The sequence below is a fragment of the Pedobacter sp. genome, assembly GCF_965279535.1.
GTDB lineage: Bacteria > Bacteroidota > Bacteroidia > Sphingobacteriales > Sphingobacteriaceae > Pedobacter.
In genome coordinates this window covers 4,570,701-4,592,575 of sequence record NZ_OZ257244.1, presented here as the reverse complement: position 1 = coordinate 4,592,575, position 21,875 = coordinate 4,570,701, and the positions used below count along the sequence as shown (strand labels likewise).

General features: G+C 38.5%; 21 protein-coding genes. 16 read left to right on the top strand and 5 right to left on the bottom strand.

Annotated elements, in window-relative coordinates:
- Positions 1 to 124 precede the first annotated feature (124 nt).
- Positions 125 to 4,558, bottom strand: coding sequence for a DNA polymerase III subunit alpha (gene dnaE, locus ACQY77_RS19035; protein ID WP_421942413.1), 4,434 nt, complete (start codon positions 4,556 to 4,558; stop codon positions 125 to 127).
- 522 nt (positions 4,559 to 5,080) lie between these two features.
- On the opposite strand from dnaE, the gene mdh reads away from it, so the two are divergent.
- The 9 genes from mdh (at position 5,081) to ACQY77_RS18990 (ending at position 11,905) form a co-directional block, all read left to right on the top strand.
- Positions 5,081 to 6,019, top strand: coding sequence for a malate dehydrogenase (gene mdh / locus ACQY77_RS19030; protein ID WP_421940735.1), 939 nt, complete (start codon positions 5,081 to 5,083; stop codon positions 6,017 to 6,019).
- Between the two features lie 4 nt (positions 6,020 to 6,023).
- A complete protein-coding gene (locus ACQY77_RS19025; protein ID WP_421940736.1) occupies positions 6,024 to 6,449 on the top strand; it encodes an aspartyl protease family protein in 426 nt (141 codons plus the stop codon).
- 61 nt (positions 6,450 to 6,510) lie between these two features.
- Positions 6,511 to 6,948 carry a hypothetical protein gene (locus ACQY77_RS19020; RefSeq protein ID WP_421940737.1) on the top strand — a complete coding sequence of 146 codons (438 nt, stop codon included), beginning with the start codon at positions 6,511 to 6,513 and terminating at the stop codon, positions 6,946 to 6,948.
- The gene (locus ACQY77_RS19015; RefSeq protein WP_421940738.1) at positions 6,932 to 7,327 is read left to right on the top strand and encodes a group III truncated hemoglobin; all 396 of its coding nucleotides are present in this window, start codon (positions 6,932 to 6,934) and stop codon (positions 7,325 to 7,327) included. Before ACQY77_RS19020 ends, ACQY77_RS19015 begins: the two co-directional genes overlap by 17 nt.
- A gap of 63 nt (positions 7,328 to 7,390) precedes the next feature.
- The gene (locus ACQY77_RS19010; RefSeq protein WP_421940739.1) at positions 7,391 to 7,927 is read left to right on the top strand and encodes an SRPBCC family protein; all 537 of its coding nucleotides are present in this window, start codon (positions 7,391 to 7,393) and stop codon (positions 7,925 to 7,927) included.
- Between the two features lie 205 nt (positions 7,928 to 8,132).
- Positions 8,133 to 8,810 carry a response regulator transcription factor gene (locus ACQY77_RS19005; protein ID WP_421940740.1) on the top strand — a complete coding sequence of 226 codons (678 nt, stop codon included), beginning with the start codon at positions 8,133 to 8,135 and terminating at the stop codon, positions 8,808 to 8,810.
- Positions 8,810 to 10,189 carry a sensor histidine kinase gene (locus ACQY77_RS19000; protein WP_421940741.1) on the top strand — a complete coding sequence of 460 codons (1,380 nt, stop codon included), beginning with the start codon at positions 8,810 to 8,812 and terminating at the stop codon, positions 10,187 to 10,189. Before ACQY77_RS19005 ends, ACQY77_RS19000 begins: the two co-directional genes overlap by 1 nt.
- Positions 10,190 to 10,458: 269 nt before the next feature.
- Positions 10,459 to 10,953 carry a hypothetical protein gene (locus tag ACQY77_RS18995; RefSeq protein WP_421940742.1) on the top strand — a complete coding sequence of 165 codons (495 nt, stop codon included), beginning with the start codon at positions 10,459 to 10,461 and terminating at the stop codon, positions 10,951 to 10,953.
- 25 nt (positions 10,954 to 10,978) lie between these two features.
- On the top strand, positions 10,979 to 11,905 hold the full coding sequence (locus ACQY77_RS18990; RefSeq protein ID WP_421940743.1) for a bestrophin family protein: 927 nt from the start codon (positions 10,979 to 10,981) through the stop codon (positions 11,903 to 11,905).
- Positions 11,906 to 11,997: 92 nt separating this feature from the next.
- On the opposite strand, the gene gyrB is transcribed toward ACQY77_RS18990, so the two are convergent.
- Positions 11,998 to 13,956 carry a DNA topoisomerase (ATP-hydrolyzing) subunit B gene (gene gyrB / locus ACQY77_RS18985; RefSeq protein ID WP_421940744.1) on the bottom strand — a complete coding sequence of 653 codons (1,959 nt, stop codon included), beginning with the start codon at positions 13,954 to 13,956 and terminating at the stop codon, positions 11,998 to 12,000.
- A 363-nt stretch (positions 13,957 to 14,319) separates the two neighbouring features.
- Between gyrB and ACQY77_RS18980 the strand changes: the two genes are divergently transcribed.
- The 3 genes from ACQY77_RS18980 (at position 14,320) to ACQY77_RS18970 (ending at position 16,255) form a co-directional block, all read left to right on the top strand.
- Positions 14,320 to 14,916, top strand: coding sequence for an OmpH family outer membrane protein (locus ACQY77_RS18980; RefSeq protein WP_421940745.1), 597 nt, complete (start codon positions 14,320 to 14,322; stop codon positions 14,914 to 14,916).
- Between the two features lie 64 nt (positions 14,917 to 14,980).
- Entirely contained in the window at positions 14,981 to 15,457 is a 477-nt protein-coding gene (locus ACQY77_RS18975; RefSeq protein WP_421940746.1) for a nucleoside deaminase, read from the top strand.
- 42 nt (positions 15,458 to 15,499) lie between these two features.
- Positions 15,500 to 16,255, top strand: a complete 756-nt coding sequence (locus tag ACQY77_RS18970) for an EcsC family protein (protein ID WP_421940747.1) — start codon at positions 15,500 to 15,502, stop codon at positions 16,253 to 16,255.
- Positions 16,256 to 16,273: 18 nt separating this feature from the next.
- Here ACQY77_RS18970 and ACQY77_RS18965 read toward each other — a convergent pair whose 3' ends face one another.
- Complete coding sequence (locus ACQY77_RS18965; protein WP_421940748.1) at positions 16,274 to 16,675, bottom strand: RNA-binding S4 domain-containing protein; 402 nt, start codon at positions 16,673 to 16,675, stop codon at positions 16,274 to 16,276.
- An 11-nt stretch (positions 16,676 to 16,686) separates the two neighbouring features.
- Complete coding sequence (locus ACQY77_RS18960) at positions 16,687 to 16,857, bottom strand: hypothetical protein (protein WP_421940749.1); 171 nt, start codon at positions 16,855 to 16,857, stop codon at positions 16,687 to 16,689.
- 77 nt (positions 16,858 to 16,934) lie between these two features.
- Here ACQY77_RS18960 and ACQY77_RS18955 point away from each other — a divergent pair, with 77 nt between their 5' ends.
- Entirely contained in the window at positions 16,935 to 17,753 is an 819-nt protein-coding gene (locus tag ACQY77_RS18955) for a 2,3,4,5-tetrahydropyridine-2,6-dicarboxylate N-succinyltransferase (RefSeq protein WP_421940750.1), read from the top strand.
- A gap of 16 nt (positions 17,754 to 17,769) precedes the next feature.
- Positions 17,770 to 18,984 carry a glycosyltransferase family 4 protein gene (locus ACQY77_RS18950; protein WP_421940751.1) on the top strand — a complete coding sequence of 405 codons (1,215 nt, stop codon included), beginning with the start codon at positions 17,770 to 17,772 and terminating at the stop codon, positions 18,982 to 18,984.
- Here ACQY77_RS18950 and ACQY77_RS18945 read toward each other — a convergent pair.
- Positions 18,981 to 19,526: a DUF4136 domain-containing protein gene (locus tag ACQY77_RS18945; protein ID WP_421940752.1), complete on the bottom strand. Its 546-nt coding sequence runs from the start codon at positions 19,524 to 19,526 to the stop codon at positions 18,981 to 18,983. The genes ACQY77_RS18950 and ACQY77_RS18945 overlap by 4 nt on opposite strands.
- A gap of 152 nt (positions 19,527 to 19,678) precedes the next feature.
- Between ACQY77_RS18945 and ACQY77_RS18940 the strand changes: the two genes are divergently transcribed.
- On the top strand, positions 19,679 to 20,245 hold the full coding sequence (locus ACQY77_RS18940) for an L-threonylcarbamoyladenylate synthase (protein WP_421940753.1): 567 nt from the start codon (positions 19,679 to 19,681) through the stop codon (positions 20,243 to 20,245).
- Positions 20,246 to 20,376: 131 nt separating this feature from the next.
- On the top strand, positions 20,377 to 21,780 hold the full coding sequence (locus ACQY77_RS18935) for a CCA tRNA nucleotidyltransferase (RefSeq protein ID WP_421940754.1): 1,404 nt from the start codon (positions 20,377 to 20,379) through the stop codon (positions 21,778 to 21,780).
- The last annotated feature ends 95 nt before the right edge of the window (positions 21,781 to 21,875 follow it).

The window sequence follows — 21,875 nt, the reverse complement described above, 5'->3', positions numbered from 1 at the left end:
ATTATAATGCCAATTTGACATTTAGAAAACTCTTCTGTCTTTATGCCTTTCTGAATACACTTACCGCGAGATTTACCTATCAAAAAGAAATAACTGAAATACAACTGGTGTAGCAGAGCATATCTTAGTTTAACTTGTAATTAACAACATTTAATCCTATCAATTGTTCCAAAAACTTATTATTAGGATTTATTTTCAAATTCTTGGAGGGTAAATCCAGCATGAACTCTTTTTCCCGATCATAAATGGCAAAATTGAGCTGACAGTTTTGCTGTTCTGTACTTGCCTTATTGTCTGCTAAAATCTCCTCAATCTGGCGCATCAGCTCTTCATTTACCCTTTCTATCGGCACTTGAATGGTAATGCTTTTCGCTAATTTATCTCTCAGTTCCGACATAAGGTTAATTGCGGTAATTTTAAATTCCCAGTCGCCCGCCTTTCCAAAACGCTCCCCTACACGCCCCCTGATCTGCAAAAAATATCCTTCAGTTAAGAATGATTTAAACTTCAAGAAATCTTCACCAAACAAGGCCATCTCACAGCTATCATCATAATCTTCAAAAACAAAGGTTCCGAAAGGCTTTCCTGTTTTGGTGATTCGCTGAGAAGCCGTAACCACTAAACCACCCACGCAAAGTTCTCTATTTGTTAATTTGTTAAATTCGGCTAAGACTTCTTCGTTGGTATCGCCCATCCTTACTTTATTGATAATGCTGAGCTGCCTAACGTTGTGTGTACAAAACCTATCCAGTTCAAGCTTATAATTATCTAATGGGTGCCCGGAAAGAAAGATCCCGATTGCATCTTTTTCGTATTTCAACCGGTCAATCAAAGCCCACTCCGGCGAAACCGGAAGAGTGGGTTCTAAAATTAATTCGGCTTTAGAACCACCAAAAAGTGAGGCCTGAGAGGTACTTTCATTATTCTGGAAATCATTGGCATATTTGATAATTTTCTCAATGCCATTCATCTTATCATTCGGACCGATATAAAAATACTGCGCCCTATGATTACCAAATGCATCAAAAGCACCACTATAAACAAAACTTTCGTAAGCTTTTTTATTAACAATACGGGTGTTGGAGCGCTTGGCAAAATCGTAAACACTGCTATATGGCCCTTTTTCAGTCCTTTCTTCTATAATACTTTCTACCGCCTTCTCGCCTACTCCCTTAACAGCCGACATGCCGAAACGGACTTCACCCTTCATGTTTACCGAAAACTTAAGATCAGATTCGTTTACATCCGGGCCTAAAACTACTACGCCCATCTGCCTACACTCTTCCATGAAGAAGGCCACCTGCTTAATATCACTCATGTTATTGGACAGTACCGCAGCCATATATTCTGCAGGATAATGGGCTTTCAGATAAGCGGTTTGATAAGCAATCCAGGCATAACAAGTAGAATGGGATTTGTTAAACGCATAAGAAGCAAATGCTTCCCAGTCTTTCCAGATTTTTTCTAATGTAGCCGCGGCATGGCCTTTCTCTGCTGCCTGAGCAACAAACTTAGGTTTCATTTTATCGAGTACATCTTTTTGTTTTTTACCCATTGCCTTCCGCAAAACATCGGCCTCACCTTTGGTAAATCCGGCCAGCTTTTGCGACAAAAGCATTACCTGCTCCTGATAAACGGTAATTCCGTAAGTTTCCTTTAAATATTCCTCACAGGCATCCAAATCATATTGAATTTCTTCTTCCCCATTTTTACGGCGAACGAAACTCGGAATATACTCCATCGGCCCCGGACGATACAATGCGTTCATCGCAATTAAATCGTCGAAAACCGTTGGCTTAAGTTCCTTCATGTATTTCTGCATCCCCGGACTCTCGTACTGGAAAATCCCGATGGTTTCACCACGTTGAAAGAGCTCATAAGTCATTACATCATCAATAGGTATTTTATCAGGATCCAAATCAATGTTGTATCGCTTTTTGACCAATTTAACGGTATCCTTAATCAAGGTTAGCGTTTTAAGCCCCAAAAAGTCCATTTTCAGTAAACCAGCGCTTTCTACAACAGAGTTATCGAACTGGGTCACATATAAATCCGAGTCCTTGGCTACTGATACCGGAACGAAATTGGTAATATCATCAGGAGTAATAATTACACCGCAGGCGTGAATACCTGTATTACGTACTGATCCTTCTAAAACCTGCGCCTGCTGAATGGTTTCGGCGCTTAAATCTTTCGCTGCGCCAAGGGCTTTCAGCTCCAGCACCCGTTCATATTCATCGGGGCGTAAAGCATCTTTCAAACTCTTTTCATCCAGATTGAAAATCTTCGCCAATTTCATATTTGGAATCAGCTTAGCAATCTTATCGGCTTCAAAAAGCGGCAAATCCAGTACCCTGGCCGTATCCCGGATAGATGACTTAGCTGCCATGGTACCATAGGTGATGATTTGCGCTACCTGATTAGCACCATATTTATTAATTACATAGTCCATTACCCTTCCACGCCCCTCATCATCAAAGTCGATGTCAATATCGGGCATGGAAACACGATCCGGATTAAGGAAACGCTCAAAAAGGAGATCATATTTAATGGGATCGATATTTGTAATTCCCAAACAATAAGCTACCGCTGATCCTGCAGCAGATCCCCTGCCTGGCCCAACTGATACATCCAGATTTCTCGCTTCGGCAATAAAATCCTGTACAATTAAGAAGTAACCCGGGTAACCTGTTTTTTCAATTGTGGCCAACTCAAAATCTAGCCGTTCCCTGATACTTTCTGTGATTTCATCATAACGTCTTTCTGCACCTTTGTAGGTTAAATGACGTAAAAACTTATTCTCTCCACGCTTTCCTCCATCAGTTAAATCATCTGCTACCTGAAACTCTTCGGGAATATCGAATTTAGGTAATAGTACCTCACGGGCAAGTTTATAAATTTCAACCTTATCAATAACTTCCTGAATATTTAAAATCGCTTCCGGTAAATCGGTAAAAAGCGCTTTCATTTCATCAGCAGGTTTGAAATAATATTCCTGGTTAGGTAATCCGAAACGAAAACCTCTTCCACGCCCAATCGGTGTTGCCTGCTTTTCGCCATCCTTTACACACAATAAAATATCATGGGCATTGGCATCCTTTTTATTAATATAATAGGTGTTATTCGTTGCAATCAACTTAACACTGTGTTTCTTCGCGAGATTAACAAGTGAGGTGTTTACCCGGTTTTCATCTTCCTGATTGTGCCGCATAACTTCCACATAAAAATCAGCACCAAAAAGTTCCTTCCACCAAAGCAATGCTTCCTCGGCCTGGTTTTCACCCATGTTAAGGAGCTTATTAGAGATCTCGCCATAAAGGTTTCCCGAAAGCACAATGATGTCATCCTTATATTGCTCAATTACCTTTTTATCGATACGGGGAACATAGTAAAAACCTTTTGTATAGGCAATTGACGACATTTTAGCTAAATTATGATAGCCTTTTTTATTCTTCGCCAACAACACCATCTGGTAGCCATTATCTTGCCGTGTTTTATCTGTGTGATCTCCGCAAACGAAAAACTCACAGCCCACAATAGGCTTCATCACAATTTCAGTCGGACGTTCTCCCGCCTCAATTGCCGCTGCATTTTTAGCTTCCGCAGCCTTATTATGATTAAGTACATGGTTCACAAAGTGAAATGCACCCATCATATTGGCGTGATCAGTCATTGCAACAGCAGGCATTTTCTGTGCCGCTGCCGCTTTTACCAAATCAGAAATACTGGTGGTACTTTGAAGCACCGAAAATTGCGTATGGTTATGTAAGTGTACAAAAGTTGCAGCAGCAAGCTCCTGTCTATTCTCTTCAAGTTCTTTTTGGGAAACGCCTCCACCTTCGGCTTTTTGAATGCGTTTGCGAATCTCATCAGATGCAGCCTTGAGGTTAATGTGCTGGATGCCAAAACTGCCAATTGCATCAGGGTTAACTTCCCTGAAACGGGGGAAATACTCGGCATCTACCAGTAATTCTTCTTTTTTGAATACCTCTCTCTTAATCAATTCCAGAAAGCAGCGTGTTGTGGCTTCCACATCGGCGGTGGCATTATGTGCCTCACTAAACGGAACTCCAAATAGATAAGCATGCAACTCAGTTAAGGTTGGTAATTTAAATCTTCCACCCCTACCTCCAGGTAGCTTTAATAAATCTGCCGTAACCTCCGTACAGGTATCAAGCACAGGAAGATCGGCGAGTATGTTCGCTACACCAAAACGGTGAAACTCGCAACCCATAATATTAACATCGAAGCCAACATTTTGACCGACAATGAACTTTGATCTGGATAAGGCGATATTGAACTTTTCCAAAACTTCCGCCAAAGTTATACCCTGCTCATCGGCAAGCTCAGTAGAAATTCCGTGAATCCGCTCAGCATCATACGGAATATTAAAGCCCTCTGGCTTAACTAAATAATCCTGATGTTCGATCATCCTCCCCATCTCATCATGCAACTGCCAGGCAATTTGTATACAACGCGGCCAGTTATCGGTATCGGTAATCGGTGCATTGTAATTACGAGGCAAACCCGTCGTTTCAGTATCAAAAATTAAGTACATAAGCTTTTCTCCAGAATCAACCGTTTCAGGATACAAACGGTTCTTCAAAAATAAGGATTTTGACAGGGGATTTTGTCAGATTTTATCAACAAAAACAGACCAGACATTTGGCTCTCGCTACAAATAGCTGACACTCAATAGCCGAATATTTTCAAAGTTTTTTTTCCATTATTTAGAAGTACAAGTTCAGCGCTGCATTGGCTACCATAATCTGCCTTCTGTTCAGGTCCCGATGAAAAATCGGTCGCTTTCCCAGGCAATAAGGCCTGATTAACATGACCTTCATTTCAAAGCAAAGCATCCGGATCGCTAATCAATAACTATTGATATGTGTTGATTACAACCTGTAGTGCTATAAGTTTATGGATTACGAATACTTAACCCGGGGTACTCTACCAAAGCTCTAGATAAAATTTTGAAAAGCATTTTTAAACCTTATATTTATTTCTACCTTCGACTAATATTTAAACAACAAATTAATCCCATCTTGGGGAAGATGAGCACACCTTAAATACAGATACAATGAAAGTAACGGTTGTTGGCGCAGGCGCAGTTGGCGCAACCTGTGCAGATAATATTGCCCGCAAAGAATTAGCCAATGAGCTGGTATTGCTTGACATTAAAGAGGGTTTTGCAGAAGGCAAAGCCATTGATATGATGCAAACAGCCACCCTATTAGGCTTTGACACCAAAATATCGGGAGTAACCGCAGATTACAGCAAAACTGCAGGATCTGATGTTGTGGTCATTACTTCTGGCTTACCTCGTAAACCCGGAATGACCCGAGAAGAATTGATTGGGATTAATGCTGGCATTGTTAAAGGTGTAGCAGAAAACATATTAAAATTCTCTCCTGAAGCTATCTTTATTGTCATCAGCAATCCTATGGATACCATGACTTATTTAGCTTTAAAATCTCTGGGCTTACCCAAAAACCGCATTATCGGCATGGGTGGAACCCTGGATAGTTCCCGCTTTAAATTCTATCTTTCACAAGCTTTAAATTGCAATCCGAGCGATCTACAAGGCTTTGTAATTGGTGGACATGGAGATACCACCATGATTCCTTTAACACGGCTTGCCACCTATCAAAGTTTACCCGTTAGTCATTTATTAGATCAGGCTACACTGGATAAAGTAGCTGCCGACACCATGGTTGGAGGAGCAACTTTAACCGGGCTTATTGGTACTTCTGCATGGTATGCGCCAGGAGCAGCCGGAGCTGCATTGGTAGAAGCCATCTTACGCGATGAAAAGAAACTTTTCACTTGTTGTGTATCACTGGAAGGCGAATATGGTCAAAACGATATTTGTTTGGGTGTACCGGTAATTATCGGAAGAAAGGGCTGGGAAAAGATCATTGATTTTAAATTAAATGATGAAGAACAAGCTGCATTTAACAAAAGTGCTGATGCAGTAAGAAATATGAATAATGTTTTAAAAGAGATGAATCTGGTATAATTCAATGAAAACCATTTCAATCCCTTTAAAATTAATCAACCTACAAGACGACGGCTTCCACCTTTTGGTGGAAGTTGTTGTTTTTAAGCAGAAACACTTTGCTGTTATTGACACCGGAGCATCCAGAAGCGTTTTTGACAAGGCATTAATTGAAGAGCACCTTTCAGAAACCCTGCAAACATCTGAAGAAATTAATGCAGCTACTTTGTTTACCACCACCACTACCATTCAGGCAACCATCCCTGAACTAAAAATTGGTAAATTAAAGATCAAAAACTACGAAACGGTAGCATTTGATCTGCAATCCGTTAGCGAAACCTATCAACAGTTTGGCCACCCACCTATTTCCAGTATTATCGGAGGTGATATTCTTTGGGAATACAAAGCCATTATCGATTACGATAAAATGGAGCTTTTACTTCGAAAATAATTTATTTTCCTGATCAGCATCACTTTTTAAACGCTTATTAGTCGGATATTTGTCTTCAGAAATGAAAAGATATTTAGCTGTTTTTTGCACCTTTTTTTGGGCTGGATTAATCGCAGGCATCAGTTTTCTTGAAGCACCACTAAAATTCCAGGCACCTGGAATTACCATCCCACTCGGCTTAGGCATAGGACAACTGGTTTTTCAGGCACTAAGCAAAATTGAAATACTACTCGTGCTGCTCCTAACGTTTTCAATGTATCACACCAAACCAAAAAGTTTAAAAGGTTGTTTACTGATTACATTGATTATTATAATGGCTTTAGATACGTTGTGGCTTTTGCCACGATTAGATGAAAGAGCCAGATTAGTTCTTCAGGGAATTGTGGTAAAACAAAGCTATCACCATATTCTATACATTATTTTCGAAAGCATTAAGCTCTTAACGTTACTGGTTTTAGGATTTCTTAACCTTAAAGATTCTCATGAAAAAAGATATTAATGACCGCAACGACCTGATCCTGCTGGTAGATACATTTTACAATAGTGTACAGGAAAATCCATTAATCGGCCCGATTTTCACCGATATTGCCAAAGTAGATTGGTCACATCACCTACCAAAAATGTACGATTTTTGGGAAAGTATTTTGTTTGGCAAGGCTGTTTACAAAGGAAATCCCATGATCCGACACTTTGACATTAATGATAAGACACCTTTGCAATCTGAACAGTTTGAAGTATGGAAAGATATCTTTTTCCATACCGTAGATGATCTTTTTGAGGGAGAAAATGCGGATACAATAAAGCAAAAAGCACAATCCATCGCAGATTTAATGCACTTTAAAATCAATTCGCCTAAACCACAATTCCCAATAATTTAACTTAGAATTTCGTTTAAATTCAAGGTTTATTTATAACTTTAAGTAAACCAAATCGAACTTATTATGAAATTTCTAAAAATCCTCATCGGCATTATTGTCGTACTTGCCCTAATTTTTGTTATTGGTGGACTTTTCTTGCCTAAAACTTATTCTGTAAGCAGAAGTACAGTAATCAATGCGCCCGACACCACAATTTATACCAATATTGCAGATTTCAATCAATTTGTGAAATGGAATCCCTGGTCAAAAATGGAACCTTCAGCAAAAGTTACCGTTTCGGGTCCGGCAGCTCAACCTGAGCATTTGTATCAGTGGGAAGGAAAAGAAACAGGAACAGGACAGATGAAAATTGTCAAAGTAGAGCCAAGTAAGATGATCGACATCGAGCTCAAGTTTATTAAACCTTTTGAAAGCCTTGCCGATACTAAATTTGATATTCAACCTGATGGAACAGGGAACAAAGTAATCTGGACCATGAGCGGTGAAAATAACCTGATCAGCAAATGGATGTGTGTTTTCGTAAGCATGGACAGTATGATTGGTAAAGATTTTGAAGACGGATTGAAATCATTAAAAGAAAAATCTGAAAAAGGAAGTTAAGTCTCTTTTAAAAGAACATTGTATCGCCTGAAAAAGCAAATCATCATTATCAGATTTACTTTTTCAGGCGTTTTTTATACATCAAACTATGAAAACTAAAAATCATCAAACAAATGTTGCCTGTTTTGGTTAAAAGGAGGTAAAAACTTTAACAAGTTTATTTTAGGATTTTGTTATCTCCCTTTTTTTAGATTATTTGCGATCAATGAATTTATTACTAGTAGAAGATGAGCCTAATGTGGTCTCGGTAGTTTCCAGAGGATTAACCGAAGAAGGGTTCACTGTGAGTATTGCTCCTGACGGTTCTACAGGTAAACAAATGGCGCTCGAAAACAATTTTGACCTTATCATACTTGACATTATGCTCCCTGGCATAAATGGTTTAGAGCTCTGTAAGATTATTAAAGAAGAAAAACCCAATACCCCTATTGTTATGCTCACCGCACTAGGTACAACAGAAAATGTGGTAACTGGCCTTGATAATGGAGCAGACGATTACCTGATTAAACCTTTCAAATTTGCCGAACTGTTTGCCCGAATCAGAATGCTGTTAAGAAGGTACAGTGGCATAGTTAACCAGGATCAAATCATCAATATTGCTGATTTACAGATTAATCTGACTGCGAAAACTGTAAAAAGAGCGCAAGAAGATATTATCCTGACTGCGACAGAGTATCGCCTGTTGGAGTTTATGGCCAAAAACAAATCTAAAATCCTTTCCCGTATTGATATTTTAGAAAGTGTGTGGGACATCGATTTTAATTTAGGCACTAATGTAGTAGATGTCTATGTAAACTATCTGCGAAAAAAAATAGATAAAAATGCAGATCAGAAGCTCATTCATACAGCCGTTGGACTAGGCTATGTATTAAAAGAGAAATAATGGAGATTGCGAAAAAAATCACTCTGCTGTTTGCTATTCTTTCTGCGGTGATTATATCACTCTTAAGCGGTTTTGTCTGGTACTTTTCAAATGAATTTGCTTTTGAAGATTTTTATAAAAGGCTAGAGGCCAGGGTCAAAATTACGGCACAGCTTAAGCTTTATGAAGATGAAAATAATAAAGCCTATGCGCAGATGCGTAATCAATATCTAGAAAGATTGCCCGCTGAGCGTGCATATGTTATCGAAGCCGACCCTAAAAAAGTTAACAGTTTAAAAGCAGACATAGTACTACCTGAAAAATTCGCACAAAACATACACTCCGGAAAAATGGCCCGTTATCGGGTAGAAAACCACTTTTATGCCGGAAAATATTTTAAAATTGGCAATCGCGATTACATTGTGATCATTTCCGCAAATGATCCTTTTGGCTTTAGGGAGCTGAAAGATTTGCAAAAAATCCTCATCATTGGATTTTTCCTTTCTATCATCTTATCATTTGTGGTAGGCTGGCGCTTTTCCAACTACATGCTAATGCCATTAAGAAATATCATTAAAAGTGTAAAAAAGATCAAGGCCGAAAACCTTCACCTCAGGCTGGATGTAAAAAAGGGTAGCGATGAGATGTCGCAGCTTGCCCAAACTTTTAATAATATGCTTAACAGATTGGAAACTGCCTTTGAAACGCAGAATAATTTCATCAGTAATGCTTCTCATGAGCTCAGAACACCACTAACAATCATTAGCGGAGAGGTTGAACTGGCCATTAAATCCGATCAGGCCCCAGAAAATCAACATCGGGCGCTAATGAAAATAAAAGACGAAGCAGATCGGCTGGAGCACATTTTAACCAGTTTATTGGGTCTGGCACAATCGGGCTTTAACGGAAAAAACCAACCTTGGGAAGAGGTACGAATGGACGAGTTATTATGGGAAATTAAAGATTCGGTAGAGCAAGTGCACACGGATAGCAAAATTGAAATCGACCTGAGTAAACTTCCAGAAAATGAAGAACAGCTAACTGCACGGGTAAATAAAAACCTCATCAAACTGGCAATAAGCAACATTGTAAGTAACGCCTGCAAATACTCTAATTATAAACCTGTTCATATCCTAATTGAAAACACGGGTAATACCATTTCTATCGCGGTTACCGATCAAGGCATTGGCATTCCACAGTCAGACATCCAGCATATATTTGAACCTTTCTTCCGTGCTTCTAATACAAATGATTATAAAGGGTATGGTGTAGGCCTGCCTTTATCGTTAAACATTATCAGGCTTCATCGCGGCAGTATTGCTATTAAATCACAGGAAGGTATTGGTACAGAAATCAAAGTATTGCTACCTTATTCGGGATGGTTATTTACTTCAACATAGCTAACCTTTTAAGCTAAATTTATAATATAGCCTCTCATCATTTACAGCAGGTAAAATTTTAATCACTATTAAGAATAAAAATGATATTATTTCATTAAAAATGAAATAAATACCAATAAAAATCACTTCTTTTACAGAAAAATAGCCAAAAGGAGTAATTTCACTCTTGTCCAGGTAAATTCTAATCTAATTTTAATCTCATTCTTATTCCGCTCTTATTTCAGGGCTGTAAACTTGTATAAATTAATTATTTAAACAAGATAAAAGCCATGAAAACCGTACTTGTTCCAACAGATTTCAATTTAGAAAGTGTTCAAATCATTGAGGCGTTAATACACGATCAACCTCAGGAAACTTTCAAGATCGTCTTTATACACGCTTTTAAAATATCTGATTCGATGAATGACATGCTTATGCTTACCAGAAGAAGCAGGGATTACGAAATCATCAGCGATGAATTTTATCAATCTTTAAACAATTACAAAAACATTTATCAGAACCGATTAAACGTAGGTATTGAATACTTTTACGGAAGCACCGTTGCTACGTTCAAGAACTTTATCGAAAACCTGGAGGTAGACTGCATCGCTTATCCTAAAGACTATAACTTCAAACCGATCAATAAATTAAGCATTGATCCAAAATATTTAACTGAACGCGCCGGATGTAAAGTTCTGGTATTAGATACTGCAAACATCCCAGCTCAGGAAAATCTTATTGACACCAGAATTGAAGAAAAGCAACTGCATACCGCAAGTGCTTAATTAATCACTTTTAAACTCTTATATCATGCTGCTACGTAATAATATTCCGCTTACTTACATTTTTGGAAAAATAAAGAAAGAATTATTTTTTGTGATTGCCTATTCGATTGGCATTGTGATTCTTTATCAAAATTTTCATGTTACAAGAATTTCTATTCCAGTAGCTGTACCGGCATTATTGGGAACAATTATCTCCCTATTGCTTGCCTTTCGATCTAATCAGGCCTATGACAGGTGGTGGGAAGCCAGAACGCTTTGGGGAGCTATAGTTAACGATTCGAGATCCATTTCCCGGCAGATTTTATCCTTCGTAGAAAATCCCTACGGACTTGAAGAAGTAGATGAGTTTAAGGAGAAATTTATTAAGCGACAAATTGCCTGGTGTTATGCCTTGAGTCAGGCTTTAAGAGGTTTTTCTCCAACAAAAGGCTTGGAAAGATATCTGGATGCCGATGAACTTGCTTTTTTAAAGCAACGTAAAAACGTTACGACCTCTATCTTAGAACTTCATGGCATGGACCTTAAAAGGGCTTTAAACGAAGGCTGGATTAATAAATATCAACAAATTGAAATAGATAAAACCATAACGGCATTGTGTAACCACATGGGAGGATCAGAAAGAATCAAAAACACAGTATTCCCGGTAACATATAGTAAGTATATCAATATGTCTATCCATTTGTTCATAGTTCTTTTACCTTTCGGTTTAATCGAATACTTTGGCTACATGGAAATACCATTGGTAGTAGCTATTGCTGCCTTTTTCCTGCTGGTGGAGAAAATGGCTGTCCATCTTCAGGATCCATTTGAAAACAAGCCAACTGATACCCCTACAACTACAATTTGCAGGAACATTGAAAGAGATCTTTGTCAAATGCTAGATGACAACAAACTGTATGAGGACAAGCCTCAAACCGAGTTGGCCCAGGTAGGCTCTTATTACATCCTATAGTTTTATATCTTAAAAGCAAAAAGCTCTTCAGGGTTGTCCTTGAAGAGCTTTTTATTTATAAAGCCTGTGCTTTACATTTATGATTTGCTTATCTAAGCATCAATTTTTGCATATTTCGCATTGCGCTCGATAAATTCTCTACGAGGAGCAACTTCATCGCCCATTAACATCGAGAAAGTATGATCACACTCTGCAGCACTTTCGATAGTTGCCTGCATTAACGTACGGGTTGCAGGGTTTAAGGTTGTATCCCAAAGCTGCTCAGCGTTCATCTCGCCCAAACCTTTATAACGTTGAATGTGAACACTATCTTCTTTACCAGCGCCTTTTAAGCGTTGTACTGCGGCATCACGTTGTACATCATTCCAGCAATATTCAAACTCCTTACCTTTTTTAACCTGATAAAGCGGTGGCGATGCAATGTAAACATAACCAGCTTCGATCAATGCTCTCATATATCGATAGAAGAATGTCAGGATCAAAGTGGTAATGTGAGAACCATCAATATCCGCATCTGTCATAATTACTATTTTGTGGTAGCGGAGTTTGGTTAAGTTAAGCGCTTTATCATCTTCAGGTGTACCAATGCTTACGCCAATAGCAGTAAACATATTTTTAATCTCATCGTTTTCGTAGATCTTATGCTCCATAGCTTTCTCAACGTTTAAGATCTTACCCTTTAACGGAAGGATTGCCTGATAGTTACGATCACGACCTTGTTTCGCAGTACCACCTGCCGAATCTCCCTCTACAAGGAAAATCTCACATTTTTCAGGATCACTGTCAGAACAATCGGCTAGTTTACCCGGTAAACCCGAGCCACCCATTACACTCTTACGTTGAACCATTTCACGGGCTTTACGTGCCGCAGCGCGGGCAGTAGCCGCCAAGATTACTTTATTGATAATTAACTTAGCTTCCTTTGGATTTTCTTCAAGATAGTTACCTAAAGCCTCTCCTACGGCAACATCGACAGATCCCATCACCTCACTGTTACCCAATTTGGTTTTGGTTTGTCCTTCAAACTGAGGCTCTGCTACCTTCACAGAGACTACTGCGGTTAAGCCTTCCCTGAAGTCATCACCGGTAATTTCCATTTTCACATTCTTCAGTAAGCCCTCTTTATCGGCATAGTTCTTTAATGTACGGGTTAAACCTCGACGGAAACCTGCTATGTGGGTACCACCTTCATGCGTATTAATGTTATTCACATAAGAGTGAACATTTTCAGAATAACTATCGTTATACTGGAATGCCAGTTCTACCGGAACGCCGTTCTTAATTCCTTCGATATAAATAGGTTCAACCAATAACGAAGTACGTGTACCATCTAAAAAGGCAACAAATTCTTTCAAACCACCTTCAGAATGGAAGGTTTCTGATAAGAATGAGCCATCCTCCATCTTTTCACGTTCATCTGTCAGCGTTAGTTTAATCCCCTTATTTAAGAAGGCTAATTCACGCAAACGACCCGCCAGCGTATCATACCTGTACTCTAAAGTCTGGGTAAAAATCTCAGCATCTGGCTGGAAGGTTTGAATAGTACCTGTACGATCAGAAGTACCAATCTCTTTTACATCGAACAGAGGCTTACCTCTTTCGTATTCCTGTGTAAAAATCTTTCCTTCACGATGTACAACGGTTTTTACATGGGTAGATAAAGCGTTAACGCAACTTACCCCCACACCGTGCAAACCACCAGAAACCTTATAGGTATCTTTGTCAAATTTACCACCAGCGTGTAAAACCGTCATTACGATTTCCAAAGCAGACTTACCTTCTTTGGTATTAATTCCTGTAGGGATACCACGGCCATTGTCCTCAACGGTAATGGAATTACCCTCATGTATAGTTACAAAAATGTCAGTACAATACCCGGCAAGCGCCTCATCGATCGAGTTATCTACAACTTCATAAACCAAATGGTGCAAACCCTTTACACCGGTATCGCCTATATACATTGAAGGGCGCTTACGCACCGCTTCTAATCCTTCTAAAACCTGTATATTATCCGCCGAATAATTCGACTTCTGTTCTAATTCTTCGCTCATAAATAATGATAAAACAATAAGTATCAAAAATACGAAATTTTAGCCATATAGCCCAATATGTGGATAAGTTTTACACTGTGAAAAGCTTTAAAAATGACCAAAAAAAACGTTTAACGTAAATAAATTAATCTGGCATGCGCTCAAGCCTTAGCGCCTGAGAATCAGACACCCATTTTAAGAATCTGAGCATCTTTTGAGAACTATGCGTTATATTAATCCAGGGGTTACCCGCCCCTCTTGATCGCAGCTTACAACAAAAAGCTAAATGAAATTCGATTATTCAGCCTGCGGGTGCTTAAGCCACTGATAAAATTGCGATTGATACCAATTTTATATAAGTTTGCTAAAATTTATTAAACAATAATGGAAAGAAAAACCTTTAAAACCTTTGGTTTATTCGCATCTGCAGCTTTAATTACTGCATTCTCTGCGTGCCAGAACAAAGACACCAAAACCACTGAAACTAAAAAAACAGATAGCACTTCAGCTGTTTCTGCTAACGATAAGATTGTATTTGTAAATCAAGATTCATTGTTGAACAAATATGAATACTATAAAGATCTTAAAGTTAAATTCGAAGGAAAAACTAAAAGCGCTCAATCTGATATGCAGGCTAAAGGGCAAGCTTTCCAAAGAGAAGTTGCTCAGTACCAACAAAATGCAGGAACCTTATCAGCTGATCAACGTAAAGAAACTGAAGAGCGCTTAGCACGTAAACAACAGGAATTGCAAACTTACCAACAAAATGCTGGTGGTGCATTGCAAAATGAGCAAGCTGTTGAAACAGAGAAACTTTACGATAAAGTTGCTGGTTACTTAAAAACTTATGCAAAAGAAAAAGGCTACAAGATGGTGTTAACGTATTCTAAAGGCAACAGTGCAATTTTATTTGCCGATGAAAGCTTAGACGTAACCAGCGATGTAATCAAAGGCTTAAACGCAGAATATAACAAGAAATAATCTGAAAGATAAATTATGAAGATGCCCCGGGAAATCGGGGCATTTTTTTTGTGCTTTTTTTCACATGGAACATACGCACGAAGATTTTATGAAGATGGCTATCGCCCTTTCCATAAACAATGTAAAAGAAAATATAGGTGGACCTTTCGGAGCAGTAATTGTTAGGGATGGAAAAATAATTGCGCAATCTGCCAATAAAGTAACTACCACCAACGACCCTACAGCACATGCTGAAGTATCTGCTATCCGCTTAGCCTGTTCTGAGCTTCAAACTTTCGATTTAACCGGCTGTGTAATTTACACCAGTTGCGAGCCCTGCCCCATGTGTTTGGGAGCCATTTATTGGGCTAAAATCAAAACCATTTATTATGCCAACACCAAAAGCGATGCTGAAAACATTGGATTCAGTGATAAATTTATTTATGATGAACTGGAACAGCCAAAGGAAAAAAGAACCCTTCCAATTATCCAGATGATGCGTAATGAAGGGCTTGAGGCTTTCAAACTTTGGGAAACCTCGCCTATGCGGATTGAATATTGATATCAAACTGAAACAAAATAAATCTTTTATCGTCTTAACAGTATGACCTATGATCAGAAAATAATCAGTGAGCTCGAATTTTGGAGATATAAAATCTTGCAAAAGCCCTCTTTATTGAATCAGGTAACTGATAAAGTTCAGAAGAAGATCAATAGCTATATTCCTGATAAAATTCATCAAGGCATTACCGCAGCCATTAAACAGATGGTAAAGGCCGTATTATTTGGTTCTACTTTTACCACTTCGAAACCATTAACAGACCTGACCATGATGCATAGGGAGGCACTGGTTAAGCAGAAGATAGAGAACTATCGAAAAACAGGGGCTGCAGAAGGCGGTATAACCGGAGCGGGCGGCTTTTTAATGAGCATGGCCGACTTCCCTATTTTGCTGGGCATTAAGATGAAGATGCTTTTTGATATTGCAGCTATTTATGGTTATGATGTTAAAGATTACCGCGAACGCCTGTACATCCTCCATATTTTTCAACTTGCCTTTTCAAGTAAAGAAGAGAGTAAAAATGCTTTTTTAAAAATGCAGGATTGGGATAATCGGGCACATGCGCTGCCGGCCAACATTGATGAATTTGACTGGTTAACTTTCCAGCAACAGTATAGAGATTATATAGACCTGGCTAAGCTCGCGCAGCTTTTACCTTTCGTAGGTGCCGCAGTTGGGGCCGTGGCCAATTATAAACTGATTGACAGATTAGGAAAAACGGCCATGATGGGTTATCGAATGCGGTATTTTAGCATACAGAAGGTTCAAGGAACAGCAACGCTTAAAATCAAAAACTAGCTTGAAATTAAGAAGACCTTAATCCTCATCTTCAAACATTCCGGTAATTAAATCATCGGTTTCTCTCCTGTCTTTTTTGGTAGGACGGCCGGCCCCGCGGTCGCGTTTCAGTACAGGCGAATGGAAGGCACTCTTAAAAGCATGTGTTTCTTCTGGCGGTGTTAAATCCTTGTATTTTGTTAAAGCGGTTGGAGAATCTGTTCTGTTGTATGAAAAATCAACCACCTCTATTATTTTCTTTTCAATACCCTTCGATACCTGATAAACATCTCCAATTTTTACAATAGCGGAAGGCTTTATATTCTGGCCATTTAACTTAACCCTTCCTGCTTTGCAGGCATCAGTTGCCAAACTTCTGGTTTTAAACAACCTGATTGCCCATAAATATTTATCTATCCTAAGTTTCTCTGTTTCTCCCATGACGTTCAAAATTAAGAAATATCTGGAACTTGGTGCTGTTGTTTAACTGATGGATTGTTTAACTGTTTAATTGCTGAATTGTTTAATTGCTCCAGCTCGTTGATTGATAATCCTATACACACCTGACCTGTAGCACCAAAAATAGAACAATAAAGCCATTTAGCAATTATAGTTACCTGCATATGATTTCCACTAAATAACAATATTCCCTTTCAAATAGATAAAAATTGATTTATTTTGCGTAAAATTTAAAAACATCATGTATTCAGATTTAAAGAAATTAATTGAAGCCGCCTGGGAAGACAGAAGTCTTTTGAAATATAGCAACTATTGTGAAGCCATCGAAGCCGTTGTTATGGGCCTGGATAAAGGTGAAATCCGTGTTGCAGAGCCTGTTCTAAACTCTTGGGGCATTAATGAGTGGGTAAAAAAAGCTGTTATCTTATATTTTCCAATCCGTGAGATGAAAGAAATTAAGAGCGGCCCTTTTGTTTACCACGACAAAATGGATTTAAAAACCGATTATAAATCTACTGGTGTTCGCGTGGTACCTATGGCAAGTGCCCGTTATGGCTCATTTTTAGCTAAAGGTGTAATTATGATGCCTTCTTACGTAAACATTGGTGCATACGTAGATGAGGGTACCATGGTAGATACCTGGGCTACTGTAGGATCTTGTGCACAAATTGGAAAACGTGTTCACTTAAGTGGTGGTGTTGGTATTGGTGGCGTTTTAGAGCCTGTTCAAGCCGCTCCGGTAATTATTGAAGATGATGCTTTTCTTGGATCAAGAGCCATTGTTGTTGAAGGTGTTAAAGTAGAAAGAGAAGCTGTTTTAGGCGCTAATGTGGTATTAACCGCGTCTACTAAAATTATTGATGTAACGGGTCCTACTCCGGTTGAATATAAAGGTGTTGTTCCGGCACGTTCAGTAGTAATACCAGGAAGCTATACTAAAAAATTCCCTGCCGGCGAGTATCAGGTTCCTTGTGCGCTAATTATCGGCAAACGTAAAGAAAGCACTGACAAGAAAACTTCACTTAACGATGCGTTGAGAGAAAATAATGTAGCTGTTTAAGCTGAAGGCATAAGGATTGAAAGCTGAAAGCACAAATCATAAAAATAAAGCCGAAGGCGCTGAACTTGAGCAATCAAGCTTTGCGGTTTCGGCTTTAAGCTTTGGGCTAAAAATTGGATTTGATGGTAAACGTGCAGCCAATAACTTAACTGGTTTAGGAAATTATAGCCGGTCGCTTATTGAACACCTGGCTGATCAGTTCCCTCAAAATGAATATTTTGTTTACACGCCAAAGCTTAAACAGGCAAAACAAATTGATTCCTTTCTCCACCATCATAACATTAATCTAAAACTTCCACATTCCGGAGGTTTGTTATGGAGAAGTTTCGGAATATTGAAAGATCTGAAGAAAGATGGTATCCAGCTTTATCATGGATTAAGCCATGAGATTCCTTTTAAAATACATCATACCAATATTAAATCGGTTGTAACCATTCACGACCTGATTTTCTTACGTTTTCCACAATATTACAAACTGATTGACAGAAAGCTCTATCAGATAAAAAGTAAGGCGGCCTGTAAAAATGCTGACAAAATTATCGCCATAAGCGAAAAGACAAAAGAAGATATTATTTCATATTTCGGAACGCATCCGGATAAAATAGAGGTCATTTATCAAAGTTGTGATGACAGTTTCAAAACCCCTTTTGAAAAAGAGAGGCTGGAAAAAATCCGTAATCAATATGCGCTTCCTGATCACTTCATTTTAAATGTAGGGACTATTGAGGAACGTAAAAACCTTAAACTACTGATTACTGCCCTTCAAAATGTACCTGCAGCAGTTAAACTCGTTGTAATCGGGAAGAAAACCCGGTATTTCAAAACAGTAGAAGAGGAAATACAACGATTAGGTCTTCAAAACAGAATTATTTTCTTGAAAAATATTCCATTTGCCGATCTGCCCGGGATTTATCAAATGGCGACAATTTTTGCTTATCCATCGTTTTATGAAGGATTTGGGATTCCGATTATTGAGGCTTTATATTCAGGCGTTCCGGTAATTGCGGCGACAGGGTCCTGCCTTGAAGAAGCTGGTGGACCAGCCAGCACATACATCAATCCAAAAGATTCCGATGCACTCGCTGTAGCCATTAACGAAATTTTAAATTCTCCAGAAAAGCGAGAAACGATGAAAGCAAAAGGGCTGGAATTCGTTCAGAAATTCAACAGCCCTTTAGTTACAAGTCAGTTAATGAATTGTTATTTCAATTTATTAAATCCTGCCTATTAATTTTTTGGCGGATATTGCGCAAGGATCTCGCTTACACCACGTTGCACACGCTCTTCTCTTTTGCTCATATTATCAAGATTAAAACCACTTCCTCTGCCATGCCAGATTAGAATTTTTTGTTTAGGATCTAAAAAGTCGATAATGATCGTTCCTTCCATGTATTGATTTACGCTGTTCATGCTTGGGCCCCAGAAAGGAGATCTCCAACCCCAGCCCCAGCCGCCCCAGCCATAATAACCAGGTCCGTAATTATAAACATCTACACGTTCTCTGGCCACTACAACTAAATTCACTAACAAATCAGGTTTTTCAGCTTTAGTAAAGCCTTTAGCATTCATTTCAGTTTCTATTGCAGCGAGCATACGTCTTTTATCCAGGTTATTTAATTTAAGCCTGGCCAATCCTTTATCATAAAAATTATAGGTTCTGTAACCTGAAAAATCAATTTTTTTGTCGTAATCAGACGATGTCCGTAACGTAGTACATGCGGATAATGTCATTACAACTGCAATGAGCATTAACAATTTGTGAGCTGTTTTCATTTTGTGCAATTTATATTTTTAATAACCTAAATAAATATACTGATTTCTTTGCTAAAAAACGATTGCCAGGAGCCATTTGTTTCATGTAACATACCTTTATTACAATGGATTAACCATTTTTAACATTTGCAGTTAAAAAATTAACTTTGTACATGCTTAGAGAAGAAATAAACAAAGCTTTAGAAGTGCTTAAATCAGGAGGTGTAATTCTTTATCCAACGGATACCATCTGGGGATTAGGTTGCGATGCTACAAATCCTGAGGCTGTAGAGAAGGTGCTTAAAATCAAGAACCGCCCGGCGGAAAAAAGCCTGATTGTTTTGCTGGATACCGACAATAAACTACAAAGTTATGTTGCAGAAATTCCGGATGTAGCTTATGATTTGATTGAGTATGCTGAAAATCCTTTGACAGTCATATTTTCAGGTGCTAAAAATTTAGCATCAAATGTAATTAATGTTGATGGCAGTGTCGGAATCCGGATTGCCAAGCATGATTTTTGCACTCCATTGATTCAGAGATTCAGAAAACCTATTGTATCGACGTCAGCTAACATCAGTGGAGCTCCATCTCCAAAGAATTTCGATGATATTGCTTCTGAAATTATTGATCAGGTAGATTACGTGGTAGATTTTGAACAAGCCATTCAAAACAACAAAAAGCCTTCAACAATAATTAAATTAGGACCATCAGGGCAATTTGAGTTTATTAGGAAGTAATTTTATTACTTTTGTATAAATTTTAACTCAGTCATTCCTTCAGCATCAATTTGGATTGAATGTTATGGGATGCCCAGGCTAAGTCAAATGGGAAAACTCAAATAAAAATTCAGTTGGACCACTCCACAATCATGCAGCAACACTTACAAAATCCGATCTTTAAAACGCTATCTGTTATTGCGGATAAAAGCAACACCGAAGCTTATGTTATTGGTGGCTTTGTACGTGATTTATTTCTAAATCGTCCTTCAAAAGATATAGATGTATTAGTAATCGGCAGTGGAATTAGCTACGCAGAAGCTGTAGGCAGAAAATTAAATACTAAGGTTGCCATTTTCAAAAATTTCGGTACTGCCAACTTAAAATATCAAGATTTAGAGGTAGAATTTGTTGGTGCAAGAAAAGAATCGTACAGATCCGACTCCAGGAAACCCATTGTAGAAGATGGGAGTCTTGCTGATGACCAAATTAGAAGGGATTTCACCATTAATGCATTGGCAATTAACCTCAATGCACAAAATTTCGGCGATCTTCTTGATCCTTTCGATGGAGTAAAGGATTTGGAAAACAAATTGATCCGTACCCCACTTGATCCCGAGATTACTTTTTCTGACGACCCTTTACGTATGATGAGGGCCATACGCTTTGCCACGCAGCTTAATTTTAATATCGATGAGCAGGCAATTAATGCGATCAAATCACAAAAACAGCGCATCAGCATCGTATCTAAAGAAAGAATTACAGATGAACTGAATAAAATCATTTTATCACCAAAGCCCTCCATTGGTTTTAAACATCTTTTTGATACTGGACTTCTTCAATTGATTTTCCCTCAAATGGCGCAACTTTATGGCGTTGATGTAATTAAGGGCAAAGGGCATAAGGATAACTTTTATCATACCCTTGAAGTATTAGATAACATTTGCGAACATACAAATGATCTTTGGTTACGTTGGGCAGCAATTTTGCACGATATTGCCAAACCCGCTACAAAGCGTTTTGAGGAAGGACACGGCTGGACCTTTCACGGTCATGAAGACAAGGGAGCAAGAATGGTTCCCAAAATATTTGCACAACTGAAACTGCCTCTAAATGAAAAAATGAAGTTTGTACAAAAACTGGTTCAACTTCACCTTCGTCCTATTGTACTGGCTCAGGATGTAGTTACAGATTCTGCTGTACGCAGATTGCTTTTTGATGCAGGAGAAGAAATTGAAGCGCTCATGATGTTGTGCAATGCCGACGTAACAACAAAAAACGAGTATAAAAAAACCAAGTACAGAAATAATTTCGAATTGGTAAAACAGAAATTAAAAGACGTTGAAGAACGCGATAAAATCCGCAACTGGCAACCTCCGATTACGGGCAATGACATTATGGAAACATTCGGTTTAGCTGCAGGAAAGGAAGTTGGACTGATCAAAAATGCTATTCGCGAAGCTATTTTAGAAGGAGAAATAACAAACGATTATACCGAAGCGTTTAATTTTATGCTCGATCAGGCAAAACAAATGGGTTTAAATCCTGTTAAATAAAAATTAATTCATCAAAAACATGGATTCTAACTGCAATTGTTGCATTTGCTGCTTTGCGTTGATGTAAATTAACTTTAATTTTACGGTTCCAAAAT